At 43.0% G+C, this 15,788-nt stretch carries 16 protein-coding genes, 1 pseudogene and 1 riboswitch; of the genes and pseudogenes, 4 read left to right on the top strand and 13 right to left on the bottom strand.

Features of this window, described 5'->3' with window-relative positions:
* Positions 1 to 9: 9 nt before the first annotated feature.
* Positions 10 to 1,116 carry an ABC transporter permease gene (locus tag Xets_RS28185; protein WP_187651102.1) on the top strand — a complete coding sequence of 369 codons (1,107 nt, stop codon included), beginning with the start codon at positions 10 to 12 and terminating at the stop codon, positions 1,114 to 1,116.
* A gap of 95 nt (positions 1,117 to 1,211) precedes the next feature.
* Here Xets_RS28185 and Xets_RS28180 read toward each other — a convergent pair whose 3' ends face one another.
* From Xets_RS28180 to moaA, 5 genes are all read right to left on the bottom strand, one after another.
* Positions 1,212 to 1,922, bottom strand: coding sequence for a Bax inhibitor-1/YccA family protein (locus tag Xets_RS28180; RefSeq protein WP_099131179.1), 711 nt, complete (start codon positions 1,920 to 1,922; stop codon positions 1,212 to 1,214).
* Between the two features lie 187 nt (positions 1,923 to 2,109).
* The gene (gene moaE / locus Xets_RS28175) at positions 2,110 to 2,562 is read right to left on the bottom strand and encodes a molybdopterin synthase catalytic subunit MoaE (protein WP_187651103.1); all 453 of its coding nucleotides are present in this window, start codon (positions 2,560 to 2,562) and stop codon (positions 2,110 to 2,112) included.
* Between the two features lie 2 nt (positions 2,563 to 2,564).
* A complete protein-coding gene (gene moaD, locus Xets_RS28170) occupies positions 2,565 to 2,810 on the bottom strand; it encodes a molybdopterin synthase sulfur carrier subunit (protein ID WP_099131177.1) in 246 nt (81 codons plus the stop codon).
* Positions 2,807 to 3,286, bottom strand: coding sequence for a cyclic pyranopterin monophosphate synthase MoaC (moaC, locus tag Xets_RS28165; RefSeq protein ID WP_099131176.1), 480 nt, complete (start codon positions 3,284 to 3,286; stop codon positions 2,807 to 2,809). The genes moaD and moaC overlap by 4 nt, the downstream gene beginning before the upstream one ends.
* Before the next feature lie 48 nt (positions 3,287 to 3,334).
* Positions 3,335 to 4,318 (bottom strand): GTP 3',8-cyclase MoaA, encoded by a 984-nt coding sequence (gene moaA / locus Xets_RS28160; protein WP_187651137.1) that lies wholly within the window; start codon positions 4,316 to 4,318, stop codon positions 3,335 to 3,337.
* A riboswitch (molybdenum cofactor riboswitch) is annotated at positions 4,305 to 4,461 on the bottom strand. It overlaps the preceding gene by 14 nt.
* Before the next feature lie 225 nt (positions 4,462 to 4,686).
* Between moaA and yvcK the strand changes: the two genes are divergently transcribed.
* Positions 4,687 to 5,595, top strand: a complete 909-nt coding sequence (gene yvcK / locus Xets_RS28155) for a uridine diphosphate-N-acetylglucosamine-binding protein YvcK (RefSeq protein ID WP_099131174.1) — start codon at positions 4,687 to 4,689, stop codon at positions 5,593 to 5,595.
* 94 nt (positions 5,596 to 5,689) lie between these two features.
* Here the strand turns inward: yvcK and Xets_RS28150 are convergent.
* From Xets_RS28150 to bioB, 7 genes and pseudogenes are all read right to left on the bottom strand, one after another.
* Positions 5,690 to 5,907, bottom strand: a pseudogene (locus Xets_RS28150) (type II toxin-antitoxin system RelE/ParE family toxin); the annotation flags it as partial.
* A complete protein-coding gene (locus Xets_RS28145) occupies positions 5,907 to 6,155 on the bottom strand; it encodes a type II toxin-antitoxin system Phd/YefM family antitoxin (protein ID WP_099131173.1) in 249 nt (82 codons plus the stop codon). The pseudogene Xets_RS28150 and the gene Xets_RS28145, both read right to left, overlap by 1 nt.
* Before the next feature lie 61 nt (positions 6,156 to 6,216).
* Positions 6,217 to 8,232 carry an excinuclease ABC subunit UvrB gene (gene uvrB, locus Xets_RS28140; protein ID WP_099131217.1) on the bottom strand — a complete coding sequence of 672 codons (2,016 nt, stop codon included), beginning with the start codon at positions 8,230 to 8,232 and terminating at the stop codon, positions 6,217 to 6,219.
* 612 nt (positions 8,233 to 8,844) lie between these two features.
* Positions 8,845 to 9,528 carry a dethiobiotin synthase gene (gene bioD / locus Xets_RS28135; protein WP_099131172.1) on the bottom strand — a complete coding sequence of 228 codons (684 nt, stop codon included), beginning with the start codon at positions 9,526 to 9,528 and terminating at the stop codon, positions 8,845 to 8,847.
* A complete protein-coding gene (bioC, locus tag Xets_RS28130) occupies positions 9,518 to 10,291 on the bottom strand; it encodes a malonyl-ACP O-methyltransferase BioC (RefSeq protein ID WP_099131171.1) in 774 nt (257 codons plus the stop codon). Before bioC ends, bioD begins: the two co-directional genes overlap by 11 nt.
* On the bottom strand, positions 10,275 to 11,426 hold the full coding sequence (bioF, locus tag Xets_RS28125; RefSeq protein WP_187651138.1) for an 8-amino-7-oxononanoate synthase: 1,152 nt from the start codon (positions 11,424 to 11,426) through the stop codon (positions 10,275 to 10,277). Before bioF ends, bioC begins: the two co-directional genes overlap by 17 nt.
* The gene (bioB, locus tag Xets_RS28120; RefSeq protein WP_099131169.1) at positions 11,426 to 12,466 is read right to left on the bottom strand and encodes a biotin synthase BioB; all 1,041 of its coding nucleotides are present in this window, start codon (positions 12,464 to 12,466) and stop codon (positions 11,426 to 11,428) included. Before bioB ends, bioF begins: the two co-directional genes overlap by 1 nt.
* A gap of 95 nt (positions 12,467 to 12,561) precedes the next feature.
* On the opposite strand from bioB, the gene bioA reads away from it, so the two are divergent.
* Both bioA and Xets_RS28110 read left to right on the top strand, forming a co-directional pair.
* A complete protein-coding gene (gene bioA, locus Xets_RS28115; RefSeq protein WP_187651104.1) occupies positions 12,562 to 13,830 on the top strand; it encodes an adenosylmethionine--8-amino-7-oxononanoate transaminase in 1,269 nt (422 codons plus the stop codon).
* Positions 13,831 to 14,005: 175 nt separating this feature from the next.
* Positions 14,006 to 14,587, top strand: a complete 582-nt coding sequence (locus tag Xets_RS28110) for a hypothetical protein (RefSeq protein WP_187651105.1) — start codon at positions 14,006 to 14,008, stop codon at positions 14,585 to 14,587.
* 79 nt (positions 14,588 to 14,666) lie between these two features.
* Here Xets_RS28110 and pgl read toward each other — a convergent pair whose 3' ends face one another.
* On the bottom strand, positions 14,667 to 15,653 hold the full coding sequence (pgl, locus tag Xets_RS28105; protein ID WP_187651106.1) for a 6-phosphogluconolactonase: 987 nt from the start codon (positions 15,651 to 15,653) through the stop codon (positions 14,667 to 14,669).
* Between the last annotated feature and the right edge of the window lie 135 nt (positions 15,654 to 15,788).

The raw sequence follows: 15,788 nt of genomic DNA, 5'->3' as shown, positions 1-15,788 counted from the left end.
GGAAAGAGCATGTTTTATCGTCTGTATACACTCATCATGAAAGAGTTACAGTCTCTTCTGAGAGAACCGCAAACACGGAACATTTTGATTTTAACTGTGATTATACAAATGATCCTGTTTCCGTGGGCCGCAACGCTGGAAGTCAAAAATGCCACCATTGCTATTTATAATGAGGATAAAGGACATGCATCAATTGAATTGACCCAACGGTTGGCAAAATCAAAAGCATTTCCTGATGTTATTTTGCTAACTAGTTCGCAAGAGATCCGCCCTACTCTGGATAACCGCAAGGCATTATTGCTGGTGCGCTTTCCACAAAATTTCAGTGCTGATCTCGCCAACCATAACCCGACATCAATTCAAGTTTTGTTGGATGGGCGTAATTCAAACAGTGCCCAAATTGCAGCCAACTATATCCAGCAGATTGTGATGGATTACCAAAAACAACTGTTGGGAAATGCCCCTAATTTCAATAATAGTGAACTCATTGTGCGTAACTGGTATAACGCCAATTTGGATTACAAGTGGTTCGTCGTACCGTCGCTGGTTGCCATGATTACTACGATTGGTGTTCTCATTGTCACAGCATTGTCAGTCGCCCGTGAGCGGGAACAAGGAACGCTGGATCAGTTGCTGGTCTCTCCACTGGCAACCTGGCAAATTTTCCTTGGCAAAGCCATTCCGGCATTGGTTGTGGCAACGATGCAAGCAAACATTGTTTTGCTGATTGGAACACTGTTCTATCAAATTCCTTTCGCGGGTTCATTGCTGCTATTTTATGGCTGTATGTTGATTTATGGCTTATCCCTGGTGGGTTTCGGTTTGCTGATTTCTGCTGTCTGTTCCACCCAGCAACAAGCATTTATTGGTGTATTTGTGTTTATGATGCCCGCTATTTTGCTTTCTGGTTATATCTCTCCGGTCGAGAATATGCCCGTTTGGTTACAAAACATCACCTGGATTAACCCAATCCGGCATTTTACAGATATTACCAAGCAGATTTATTTGAAAGGGGCTGATTTATCCGTTATTTGGCCAAACTTATGGCCTTTATTGGTGATTACTGCAACAACTGGGGGGATCGCTTATCGGCTGTTTCGAAGTAAGATTGCCTGATAAATTTAAAGCAGATTCGAAAGATTAAATGACCTTTTAAAAAACCCTGACAAGGCAGGGTTTTTATATCAAAAAATAATTCAATATATCAGTGACTATCGACGATCACCCAAAATACGCAACAGCATCAAGAACAGGTTAATGAAGTCCAGATACAGAGTCAGTGCACCAGTAATTGAATACTTGCGCAGGTTTTCTTTATCGTTAACATCCAATTGTTCACCCATTTCTTTCAGTTTTTGGGTATCGTATGCCGTCAAGCCAGCAAAAATTACAACACCAATATAGGTGATTGCCCACATCAACGCTGGGCTTTTCAGCCAGATATTTAGCAAAGAAGCCAGAACAATACCAATTAGCCCCATAAACAGGAAGCTACCCAGACCACTCAAACTACGTTTGGTGGTATAACCATAGATACTCAATGCACCGAACATACCCGCTGAAACAACAAATGTGCTGGCGATAGAACTACTGGTATAAACCACAAAGATACTGGAAAGTGTCAAACCCGTTAGCATAGAGTACAGCATAAACAGCCCTGTCGCCATTGCCCCACTCATTTTATGAACCAAACCAGACAGCACAAATACTAACGCAAGCTGTGCGATGATTAAGCCATAAAAAACAATAGAGCTACTGAAAATGGCGTATAAAATTTCAGGGGTATTTGCCACATACCATGCAACAAATGCAGTTAACAACAAGCCACAAGTCATCCAACCGTAGACTTGTGCCATGTAAGTTTGTATACCAGAACCAGTTTTCTGGACAATCGAATCATTAGAACGTTGATATCGATCCATGATGATTACCTTTTCATGACAATGTTTAAGGATTAAGAATGTTTAAAAATAAACAATCTATTCAAAAGTTATACATTAGCATAGAACATTAATAAAACCATCCGCCAATTAATGGCAATTTCAGTGACATATTATTTATTTGTCCAGTTTCCGAGATAGTCCGCAGAACGAACCCCCAAAAGCTGTTTTACCAGCGACTTACCGCATCCCAGTCACTCTGCCTCGCCTCTACCCAGCGCTCTCCCTCCGCAAGTGATTCTTTTTTCCAGAATGGAGCCTTAGTTTTCAGATAATCCATAATGAATTCAGCCGCCATAAAAGCCATATTGCGGTGAGAGCTGGTGACACCAACAAATACGATCTCATCTCCAGGGTACAATTCACCAATGCGATGAATAATGCTGACCCGTTGCAACGACCAACGTTGGCGGGCTTCATCAACAATTTTCTGCAACATCTTTTCTGTCATGCCAGCATAATGCTCCAGTGTTAGTGTCTTAATGGTGTCTCCTAAGTTATGGTTACGAACTTTTCCGGTAAAAGTCACAACAGCACCATCTTCATCACATTGCGAGAGCCATTGATACTCTTCACCAACACCAAATGTCTCCTGTTGGATACTGATCCGCGTATTTTCCATTTTTATCCCCCCGTAACAGGTGGGAAAAAAGCCACTTCATCATCATTATTCAGAGCATGTTCAGCGTGGACAAAAGATTGATTGACAGCAGACAACACTTTGCCTTCTTCCAATGCCAGTGCCCATCGTTCTCCCTTTTCAGTCAGTGCATGACGAAGATGCGCTACAGTTGGGTAATCATTAGGTAGTTCAAGTGAATCCGTTCCTACCAGCTCGCGAACTTGAGCAAAAAATAGTACCTTTATCATACCCCCACCTTAAAATTTTCTGATTTGCCACCACTTTTTTCCAACAAACGCACAGGCCCGATGACCATATCTTTTTGTACCGCTTTGCACATGTCATAAATTGTCAAAGCAGCCACAGATACCGCCGTCAAAGCTTCCATTTCCACACCTGTTTTCCCTGCCAAGCGGCAACAGGATTCGATTCTGACACGATTGTGTTCTGTTTGCGCTTCCAGCCGGACTTCCACTTTACTAAGCAACAGAGGATGGCACAGCGGGATCAATTCCCACGTCCGTTTCGCCGCCTGAATACCTGCAATACGAGCAGTAGCAAAAACATCTCCTTTGTGGTGATCACCAGCAATAATCATGGCCAAGGTTTCAGCCTGCATTTCAACAAATGCTTCTGCCCGTGCTTCACGCACAGTTTCTGATTTGGTAGAAATATCTACCATATGAGCTTCACCCGAAGTATTGATATGGGTTAATTGAGACATTTTACATTCCTAAAAATAGCACCTAAAACGGCTTCCGAAAAATACAGGCTAACCGCCAATAAAAGAAAGATTAGGAGTGATCCCGCTGTCTCCTTGATGTAAAAAGTGAGTTTCACGCTTATGGTGCAACCCACCTTGAATACGTAGTTTCAGGGCATCAAGCGATACGTTATCAGACAATAAATCACGCAATGGAATACCCTGTTCACCAAATAAGCACAAATGCAGATTGCCAATTGCTGATACCCTCAGACGGTTGCAGCTTTGGCAAAAGTCTTTTTCATACGGCATGATAAGGCCAATTTCTCCCTGAGAATCGGGATGACGAAAAACTTGCGCCGGCCCATCACTTCGCGCACGTTGCTGTTGTTGCCATCCCTGTTGTAGCAGTTTGCGGCGGATCACTTCTCCAGAAAGATGATGACGATAAAAAATGGCACGACCTTCCCCCGTTTCCATCAATTCAATAAAACGCAACTGGATAGGACGATGTTTAATCCAATCAAGAAAGGCTGGCAGGTTGGTATCATTCACATTCTTCATCAACACGACATTGACTTTCACTGTGTTGAACCCCGCCTCAAAAGCCGCGTCAATGCCACGCATAATCTGGAAAAATTTATCTTGTCCGGTAATAGCGTAAAATTGGCGGGGATCCAAACTATCAACACTCACATTAATCACTGTCAGGCCAGCCAATTTCCATTGAGAAACATCCCGCTCCATACGGTAACCATTCGTTGTGACAGCAATTTTTTTGATTTGTGGATTTTCATGAACCGCAGCGATGATGTCGCAGAAATCACGGCGCATGGTTGGTTCTCCTCCAGTTAAACGAATTTTTTCTGTGCCAAGTTCAGCAAATGCCCGGCTAACCCGACGAATTTCTGGCAGGGAAAGGAATGATTTATGGCCATGAGGCCGGTATCCATCAGGCAGGCAATATGTGCAACGGAAGTTACACACATCGGTAATAGACAATCTCAAGTAATAGAACTTGCGCGAGAATGCATCTACGAGTTGTTCCACAATAACACCTTCCAAGTACGGGAGATGCTGGCATTTCTACCTTGCATCCTGGTGACTCAGGAGCCACGGCCAGAGCATCATATCAATGTGATATCCATTTGATAGAACAGCGACTTAGACACAGAGGCTAGGGGTTAATATCAGTTAAATTTTATATGAACCTAAAATAAAAAGCTAATTCCTGATCCGATATATACCTTATTATACAACGAGTTAACTAAACGCGATAACATCAGCGCCCTACAGTGTTTCCAGGCTATCTATTCGCAATGATCGCATAGCATCGCATCAATTTCTGGAAGCATCATATTTTGTGATAAATTACACGAGATTTATTAAAGCCCCTATGTTTAGCCAATAACAGGAATCCTATGCGAAATCGCACATTAGCTGATTTGGATCGCGTTGTCGCCCTCGGCGGCGGTCATGGACTCGGACGCGTTATGTCTTCCCTTTCTTCTCTCGGAGCACGCCTGACAGGAATTGTAACGACAACGGATAATGGGGGTTCAACTGGTAGAATACGGCGCTCGGAAGGCGGGATTGCATGGGGAGATATGCGCAATTGTCTGAATCAGTTAATCACGGAACCGACCATTGCTTCTGCCATGTTTGAATATCGGTTCAGTGGCAATGGCGAATTATCTGGACATAATTTAGGCAACTTAATGTTGAAAGCCCTTGATCATTTAAGTGTCCGTCCTCTTGAGGCAATTAACCTGCTCCGCAATTTACTGAAAGTCAATGCACAGTTGATTCCTATGTCAGAACAACCGGTTGATTTAATGGCTGTCGATGAGCAAGGCAATACTGTGTATGGTGAAGTGAATATCGATCAACTTAATTGTGTACCACAAGAACTATTGCTTTACCCTCACGTCAATGCCACTAAAGAAGCACTGGATGCTATTGAGCAAGCAGATTTGATTTTGATCGGCCCAGGCAGCTTTTTCACCAGCCTAATGCCGTTGTTGCTATTGGAGGATTTAACACAATCCTTACGACGCAGTAATGCAAACATGATTTATATCGGTAACTTAGGGAAAGAACTTAGTCACGCTGCTGCCAATCTATCATTAAAAGATAAACTTACCATCATGGAGAATAAGATTGGTCGCAAGATGATTAATGCGCTGATTGTCGGCCCGCGTACCGATATCAGCCCTTTCAGTGACCGCATTGTGACACAACAGGTTTTGGAAGCGCAGGATATCCCTTACCGTCACGATCGTGAATTATTGCGCCAGGCAATTGAGCATACTCTGCAAAAATTGGGTTAGCATTTCAATCCACTGACAAACTCTATTTAAAATAATGGGGTTTGTCTTTATTTATGATAAATACTGTTATCCATCATTAATCATGTTAAATAGTAATTAATTTATCATCAATGACCTGATAAACAAGCCTAAAACCAGAAGCACGTAATTTTACTTTATAACAATTGGGCATTCCACTGAGTTTAAGAGAAGGAATATGTGGATTTTCACATAACTTCTTTAGTTTCTTAACAAATTGTCGCGGAATATAGTGCTATCCAGTCTAGCCCACTCTTTTGCAGCATCTTCCCTAAATTTGACCGTATAAATCATCAATACTGATCCAAATCCACATCAATTAGAGGCTGATTTTCACGCTCCTGCACTATCTTGACTAATTCCCGATCATCCAAAGCATCCAACATTTTTTCATACAGTTCCGCAGGAACACAATAAAATGCAGGTTGATTTCTATTCAATATAGCAACTGGAGAGCCCCCTCCAGCACTGACAATCGCCATGGGGTTACGTTTTAACTCACTAACACTGGCCCTCATGTCACTCAAAATAATAGCAGCCATAATCCCTCCAAAAGACCAGTTAACAAGTCACGATGAATCACATAGACACGGATATACATTTTCAGGAATTGGTAATAAATTGCGCCCGCAATGCCTGAACCTGGTCACGAATATTGGCTGCTTGTTCAAATTCGAGATCCCGTGCATGTTGGTACATTTTCTCTTCCAGCACACGGATTTTTCTCTCCAGCTCTTTCGCCGACAGGTTGCGGTAATCATCTGTATCCAAGGTAACTTTACTTTTTCCTTTGGCCTTCCCTTTGCCATTAATCGGCTGACCAATTTTCAGGATATCACCAATTTTTTTCTTCAAACCTTGCGGAACGATGCCGTGCTCTTGGTTAAATGCCTGCTGTTTGGCGCGACGGCGTTCTGTTTCTTCAATAGCCCTTGCCATCGAATTCGTAATTTTGTCACCATATAAAATGGCCTTACCATGCAGGTTACGTGCTGCACGACCAATGGTCTGGATCAAGGAGCGTTCTGAACGAAGGAAACCTTCTTTATCTGCGTCCAAAATTGCCACGAGGGAAACTTCCGGCATATCCAGGCCTTCACGCAATAAATTGATACCAACCAAAACATCAAATTCACCAAGACGAAGATCACGGATAATTTCCACTCGCTCTACGGTATCAATGTCAGAATGGAGATAACGCACTCGCTCGCCATGCTCTTCCAAATACTCAGTCAAGTCTTCCGCCATGCGTTTGGTTAAGGTTGTGACCAACACTCGCTCATTGTTTACCGCACGGATACGAATTTCAGACAGCAGATCATCGACCTGAGTTGCCACCGGTCGAACTTCAACTTCAGGGTCAATTAACCCCGTTGGACGCACAACTTGCTCAACAACTTCGTGGCCAGATTTTTCTAATTCATAATTGCCGGGCGTGGCTGAAACATAAATGCTCTGCGGAGCCAGGGCCTCAAATTCCTCAAACCGCAACGGGCGGTTATCCAGCGCTGACGGCAAACGGAAGCCATATTCCACCAATGTTTCCTTGCGTGAGCGATCCCCTCGGTACATTCCACCAATCTGTGGAATAGTGACGTGGGATTCATCCACCACCAGCAAACCATCTGCCGGCAGGTAATCAAACAGCGTTGGGGGGGGATCACCAGCAGAACGTCCAGACAGATAACGGGAGTAGTTTTCAATACCAGAGCAGTAGCCCAATTCATTCATCATTTCGAGATCGAATTGTGTTCGCTGGGTGACACGCTGTTCTTCCAATAGCTTGTCTGACGCTAACAAAATCTTGCGCCGTTGTTCCAGCTCAATCTTGATCTCCTCCATCGCCTGAAGGATACGTTCACGCGGTGTAACATAATGGGTCTTGGGATAGATGGTATAACGCGGCACATGGTACTCGACCTGTCCCGTCAGCGGATCAAACTGGGACAGGCGTTCGACTTCATCATCAAACAATTCTACGCGCAAAGCACGTTCATCCGATTCTGCGGGGAAAATATCGATGACTTCACCACGTACCCGAAATGTTCCGCGCTGGAATGCCTGATCATTACGGGTATATTGCAGTTCCGCTAAACGACGCAAGATGGCACGCTGGTCAATTAACATGCCCTCAGTTAAATGAAGCATCATTTTCAAATAACTATCAGGATCACCTAAACCGTAAATCGCAGAGACAGAAGCCACGACGACGACATCACGACGTTCCAGCAAGGCTTTCGTTGCGGACAGCCGCATCTGTTCAATATGTTCATTCACTGACGCATCTTTTTCAATAAAGGTATCGGAACTGGGTACATAGGCTTCTGGTTGGTAATAATCGTAATAGGAAACAAAATACTCCACTGCATTCTCAGGGAAAAACGCTTTCATTTCACTATAGAGCTGTGCCGCCAGTGTTTTATTGGGGGCAAGGATCATAGTGGGTCGATTTAAGTTTGCGATAACATTGGCAATCGTGAAAGTTTTACCCGATCCCGTAACTCCCAGAAGGGTTTGATGGGCCAGTCCATCTTCCAGTCCTTCCTGTAACTGCCTGATGGCCGATGGCTGATCGCCTGCCGGCTTAAAATCAGAATGTAACTTAAATACCTTATTTATTTCTTTGCTCATTTTCCCCACGCCATCCATACATCGACAAAATTCTTTTTATCATACTGGATAAAAAACCAGCTTCAAGTAAGTTGGCAAAATAATGTTATTGCTCGGATGTTATTAATCTTATAATTTTAACCTTTCATTAACATTAAAGGTGGCTATTTTTATCCCCAGATAATGATCTTACTTTTTTCTATTTTTGTATTAATGACTGAAATGATAAAGCACTGAATAGCAAAGAGATACAAAAAGGATTTGATTTTATTTAACGTATTGATTTTGATTATAAAAAAATCCAAGTAGAGAATAACAACAAATCTGGCGCAAGCCGCGTATTGCCTTGCACGAGGATACTTTTCTAAAACTAATACACAAGGTTATCCACAGGAATAGTGGATAACTCAGCAAAACCTATTAAGCATGGGTAGTTGCGGAGTTATCCCCACTTATAAATTTTTTCAATAGTGGAATATTTTTATGCTGCTTTGGGATTGACTCACGCTATTTGTTGATCAAAATTGGCTCAATCGTTGTTGAAATAAAACATCTTCTACGTAAGAACATCGATTAAAGAACAGCTCTAAACATCAATTTTAACTAACCCAAAGTAAACAATTAGTTAACCAAAGAATCAATAGTAATATATTTTCCTAGGTTATTTTTATCATATGATCCACTCAGATGAGGAATAACGCCTAGTAAAGGTGCGGGGATCATGCGCTCCAGTGTCTCCAGATAGGCAACCTGATGCTTGCCGGCTGGTTCAATTTCATTGGCAACCCAGCCTGCTAACTTTAGTCCAGCATACTGAATTGCCTTTGCGGTTAATACAGCATGGTTGATACAGCCCAATTTGACACCAACTGTCAAAATTACCGGTAAATTCTCCTGGATCACCCAATCGGCAAAAGTCGTATTTTCCGATAATGGCGTATACCATCCTCCTGCGCCCTCAACCAAAACCCAGTCAGATTTTTTTACCAGTACAGCCAAACCTTCCGATAAAACGGAAAAATCTATTGGTTGATTAAGTTCCGCACTTACAATGTGTGGCGATGTCGGTTCCATAAATACCAGAGGATTCACTTCCTGATAAGTTAGTGACACCGTGCTATTACGCTGTAAGGCCAGTGCATCACTATTACGAATTCCTTCTGATGTCATTTTACTTCCTGATGCCACAGGTTTATAACCGGCAGTCAAATATCCCTTCTTATTAGCAGCTTGCAGCAGAGCACAACTCACCACTGTTTTACCTACTTCAGTATCAGTTCCTGTAAGAAAATATTTACTTGTCACAATAAATGACTCCAAAAACAATTTGATAGCTTAATGGGTAATCCCCATTGTTTCGCGGGTATGCTTCTGCAAGGGTATTTAGACGTTTTCTCGTCATCAATCCCTGCTGACGACCATGATGAAGGTGTGTTGCACCAATCCCTTTTAGAGAATTCAGTAAGGGCAACAGTTGTGGATAGCGCTGGTAATATTTCCGATCAATAACTTTATGTCGATAGGGTTGACATGCCTGGATAATTATTTGCAATGGCAGAAATTGATTAATATGCCGATAATCATCCACTCGCGCCCACGCAGTTGCTAATTCATTCAGTGAACCCTGTGCAAGCGTGGAAAATACAATCAGCCCACCGGGACGGGTAACACGATAAAATTCGCGCAACGCACATGACAAATCATTGCACCATTGTACCACCAGGTTGCTGAAACAGATGTCGACGCTGTTATCCGCTAACCCCAAATGTTCAATATCTCCTTGCAAATAATAATCAGCAACGTGCTGCCCTTTTGCCTGGCCCAACATACCGGAAGCCAGATCCAGTGCGATAACTTGTTTACCCTGCTGTTTCCAACGAGCACTGAAAAAACCGGTTCCGCACCCTGCATCCAATACCCGCATACCGATATCTTCCGCTTGTGCCAATCCCATCAAATACTCACCGGTTTGCTGTTGCAACTTAGCCACAGTGTCATATTTGGCAGCCGCACGTCCAAAAGCACCGGCGATCGCTTCCTTGTCAACGGCTTTAACAACCAGAGCCATGCAACGCCTCCAGTAATGCATCAATGTCGTGTCGGGTATGGTTTGCTGTCAATGTAATACGCAATCGCGCACTGTCAGTGGGAACAGTGGGTGGAAGTATCGCTTTAACCCACACTTTTTGTTGCTTAAGTACATAAGACAGTGCGGTACAACGCTCATTGTCACCAACGATCAACGGCTGAATGGCCGTTTCTGAATTCATCAATACAAAAGGCAGATGCTGTGCTTCGCGACAAAAATAACGGATGTTGCTTTGCAACCGCTGACGCAATTCATCCCCAGCCCTGATTTGTCGTACTGCTTCGGACAGGGCCACTGCCTGCGCAGGTGGCATTGAGGTGCTGTAAATCAGATGCCTGGCATATTGGAGCAGGTATTCTGCGGTTTGTTCATCGCATAAAATTGCAGCTCCACTCAATCCAAATGCCTTGCCAAAAGTGACAATCAGAATCTCCGGTTTAACATTTTGCATCCAGCAACTGCCGCGCCCTTCATCACCGTGAATGCCGATACCGTGAGCATCATCCACCATCAACCAACTTGCCGTCGATTTCGCTTGCTGTGCAATAACGTTAAGTGGTGCATAATCTCCATCCATGCTAAAAACCCCTTCCGTGACCACCAGCGTTTTACCGAGACACGCTTTTGTCAAATGTTGCTGCAAAGATCCCATATCATTGTGCAAAAAACGCCGAAGTTGTGCAGGAGAGTGCATTGCTGCTTCGAGCAACGACGCATGGCTCAGGCGATCAGCAATAATGCGATCTTCCCTTTCCATCAAGGCCGTAATCACCCCCTGATTAGCGGCATAACCGGAAATGAAAAGTAAAGCGCAAGGGTATCCCAACCATTCAGCCAATTGTTGCTCCAGAGTATGATGTGCCGCAGTGTAGCCCGTAACATGCCCTGAACCGCCACTGCCTACACCATATTGCTGGGCGCCTTGCTGCCAGGCAGCAATAATCTGGGGATGTTGGCTCAGCCCAAGATAATCGTTACTGGAAAAATTAAGATATTGGCCGTCCGAAGTGGACAATAAACGTCCATCAGATCCGTAATGGACTTGCCTGTTACGCCATAGCGGGGTGCCCTGACGTTTGGCCAAACGTCGGGAGAGAAAGTCTGACCAACTCATCATATTGCCGCATTATAGAATTGTTCGTTATCAGCATCATGAATGATGGCTTCTGTCAAATTTTGCTGTTGTTGATTGTCACCAAATGCCGTCTTTGTCTGTTGAGGATTGATACCCAAACGGCGGAACAGTTGCAAATCTTTATCTTCATCCGGGTTTGGTGTGGTCAACAATTTACAACCGTAGAAAATAGAGTTAGCCCCTGCCATAAAGCACAGTGCCTGGGTTTGTTCATTCATCTGTTCACGTCCTGCGGATAAGCGGACGTGAGATTTTGGCATCATGATCCGTGCCACAGCAATGGTACGAATAAAATCAAAAGGATCGACATCTTCATTGTCTTCCAGTGGTGTTCCTTTGACTTTTACCAGCATATTAATTGGTACACTTTCCGGCGGCTTAGGTAGGTTTGCCAATTGCACCAATAATGCTGCCCGATCGCGAATTTGCTCACCCAAACCAACGATACCGCCGGAGCAGACTTTAATACCTGCATTTCGGATATTACCTAAAGTGTCCAGTCTGTCCTGATAACTGCGAGTGGTGATGATATTGCCGTAAAATTCTGGCGAGGTGTCCAGGTTATGGTTGTAATAGTCCAGACCTGCCTCCGCCAAACGCTGTGCCTGAGATTGGTTCAGCATTCCCAACGTCATACAGGTTTCCATTCCCAATGCCTTGACTTCCCTGACCATTTTTTCCAAATACGGCATGTCACGTTCATGCGGGTTTTTCCAGGCCGCCCCCATGCAGAAACGGGTTGAGCCCGCATTTTTCGCTTTGTACGCTGATTCAATAACTTTTTCCACTTCCATCAACCGCTCTTTTTCTAAGCCAGTTTTGTAACGGGAACTTTGTGGACAATATTTACAGTCTTCTGGACAAGCCCCCGTCTTTATCGAAAGCAGTGTACTGACCTGTACTTGTTGTGGGTCAAAATGTTCGCGATGTACCTGTTGTGCCTGAAATAATAATTCAAAAAAAGGTTTATCAAACAACGCCTGTGTTTGTCTAATTGTCCATTGTTGACGCTCGCTCACAATAACATCTCCGATGTAAAAAATGTTGTCAGTTTAAATAACCCCGTTATCATGTCAACCAAAATGAACCAAAAAAGGTTTACATCAAAGTTATTATGACTCCTTCAGATCTTGAATTTGACCAGCGCCATATTTGGCATCCGTATACCTCAATGACGGATCCACTTCCCACTTATCCTGTCGTATCAGCCACAGGTGTAGAGCTGGTTTTATCAGACGGGCGTACATTGATTGATGGTATGTCTTCATGGTGGGCGGCTATCCACGGTTATAATCATCCTGCCCTCAATGAGGCAGCAAAATCACAAATCGATAAGATGTCCCATGTTATGTTCGGTGGCATAACTCACCCTCCCGCGATTGCACTGTGCAAACAATTGGTGGCAATGACACCTGATTCTTTGGAGTGTGTTTTTTTGGCGGATTCAGGCTCTGTCGCTGTAGAAGTCGCCCTGAAAATGGCATTGCAATATTGGCAAGCCAAAAGGAAAAAACGCCATCGTTTCCTGACCCTGCGTCATGGTTATCATGGTGATACTTTTGGAGCCATGTCTGTCTGCGATCCAGACAACTCCATGCATAATCTGTACAAAGGCCATCTCCCCAATCATCTGTTTGCCGATGCTCCGCAATGCCAGTTTGATGATGAATGGCAAGCAGAGGATATCGATTCTTTAAAACGATTATTGCTGCAATATCATGATGAAATAGCCGCTGTGATTTTAGAGCCTATTGTTCAGGGTGCTGGCGGGATGCGGATTTATCATCCTGAATATCTACGCCAGGTTCGTCAGCTTTGTAATGAATATCAGATATTGTTAATTGCAGATGAGATAGCGACCGGATTTGGACGGACTGGCAAGCTATTCGCCTGTGAACATGCACAGATCGAACCCGATATATTGTGCTTAGGCAAGGCATTGACGGGGGGATATATGACATTGTCCGCAACACTGACTACCCGCCACGTTGCTGAAACTATCAGCCAAGGTGAAGCGGGCTGTTTTATGCATGGCCCAACTTTTATGGGAAATCCTCTGGCTTGTGCCGTCGCCAGTGCCAATCTGAAATTGCTCGCTGATAGCCCGTGGCAACAGCGTATTCAATCAATTGAAACTCAATTAAAAGCAGAACTATTTCCCCTCAAATCACACAGTTTAGTCAAAGATGTTCGGGTGTTGGGCGCGATAGGTGTGGTTGAAATGAAACAGCCCGTAAATGTCGCTTCATTGCAACGCCATTTTGTTCAACATGGTGTATGGATCAGGCCATTTGGTCGGTTAATTTACCTGATGCCACCTTATATTATTCAAACAGAACAGCTAGCAAGACTGATAAAGGCAATTACTGATGCAATAAATTAAATAAGAATATATCCAGTCATATATCTCATTATATGACTGGAATAAAATTCATTTCCAAACGTCAATCACTGACAAATATTAATTACCAAAACAGAGGCTATTACATCACCTAAAAATAAATTATTTGGTATATTCATGACGTCACCACACTTATTTAAATAAAGAGGAAAATATCATGAATACAGAAAATTTAATCACACCTTCTAATGAAGAAATGCAAGATGTATTTGAACTATCTAAAAACAGGTATGAACAAGAAATTTTACATTATGAAAATCTGGCAAAAGAAAAGCCTGAATTAGCCCATCTGTTTGCAGAAACTGTCAAACCAGATTCATTAACCAGCTCTGCCCTGCAACAAACAGAATTTATCAGTGGGCATTTTAACATTAACACATATCATCAATATGGCAGTTATCCCTTTATACAGGTATCTTCTTACCCTGCCATCATTGGACATCAACCAAATATAGGTAAAAAAACCAATTTCAATGGCTATATTCAGGGAGGATATAATACACCACTATTGAATTTTAATAATATTCATCTTGGCGGCGTCGTAAAATATCCTTATTCCATTATCAACACTCCATTAAATATTCAACTTTATATTTATCCAAGAAATATTATATTACGTCTTTTAAAAGGAAATGTTTATTTGGGAGATTTATATTCTGTACAACAGAATCACATATTAATCACATATCCTATTGTTTTATCTGGTATCGGAACTTTTAATTTGATCCAACATCAATAAATTTTATTAATTTTTTATCTTAAGTGGCAAAGGCGTATTCTCCAGTCACATAGGTTGCTATGTGACTGGAATCCTAAGTTTATAGTGACAATACCGTCACCCACATCGGGCCTTTGCCAACCGGATAGCGCGCCAGTTGCGTTAATTCCCCCGAATATTTGTCAATACGCGATACTGAAATATGGTCCGATTTCTGCCCCGATGCAATCAGGAAACGACCACTGTGATCAATGGCAAAACCACGAGGCTGAGTCTCTGTCGGATAATGCCCGACTAATGTCAGGTGATAACCATCTTCTGAAACGCGGAAATGGCTGATCAGGCTCTCTGAACGCTCACTGGTATAAAGGTGCCGACCATCCGGTGTAATGTGAATATCAGCCGACCAACGAACGTTGGAAAAATCTGTTGGTAACGAATCAATTGATTGCACAATACGATATTTTTCCCATTGACGCAGAACATCAACAGTTGAATCCAATTCATTAATGCAATAGGTGGCCTGTTTTTCCGGATGGAATGCCATATGACGGGGGCCTGCACCTGCTGCGGCCGTAATTTCATCTGTCCGGCTTTCTGTCAGATAACCCTGCTCATCCAAATTAAAAATACGAATATGATCTTCTTTCAGACAAGGAACCAACAATTGACGATTTTCCCGATCAATATTAGCAGAGTGTGGCGCTTGCAAACCTTCTACAATTTGGCCTGGTGCTTTAACGATCCCATGTTCATCAATAGGATGGACGCTTAAGTTATTGAAGCTGTAAGAAACAGAAAATAAAAAACGCCCTGTTCTGTCAGTGGATATATGAGTTGGGCTACCCGGCAATGGTGCAATGGCTTGCTGTTCAAGACATCCATCTACCCCAATTGCATAAGTTACGATACTAAATTGAGGACGAATTCCCACATATAAGTGCTTGCCATCAGGATTGACAACCATTGGCTGTACTTCACCTGGCACATTTACGGTCTGGAGAAGCGAAAGTTCCCCTGTCACATTAAGCGACCATACGTGAATTTGTCGGCTATTTGGGCTGGCTGTATAAACCACCTGTTTCATGTTCTCTCCTTAATGCTTCATTGCCATTTCATTGATCTGTAAAGATTCTGGAAAAATCTTAACTACTAAACTGCCTATATGACGGTTTAACTATATTCAACTAACGTATAATATTTTGTTGATATCATAGACAAC

It is taken from the genome of Xenorhabdus sp. TS4, assembly GCF_014467265.1.
Taxonomy (GTDB): domain Bacteria; phylum Pseudomonadota; class Gammaproteobacteria; order Enterobacterales; family Enterobacteriaceae; genus Xenorhabdus; species Xenorhabdus ehlersii.
This window is presented reverse-complemented; position numbering and strand designations above follow the sequence as displayed.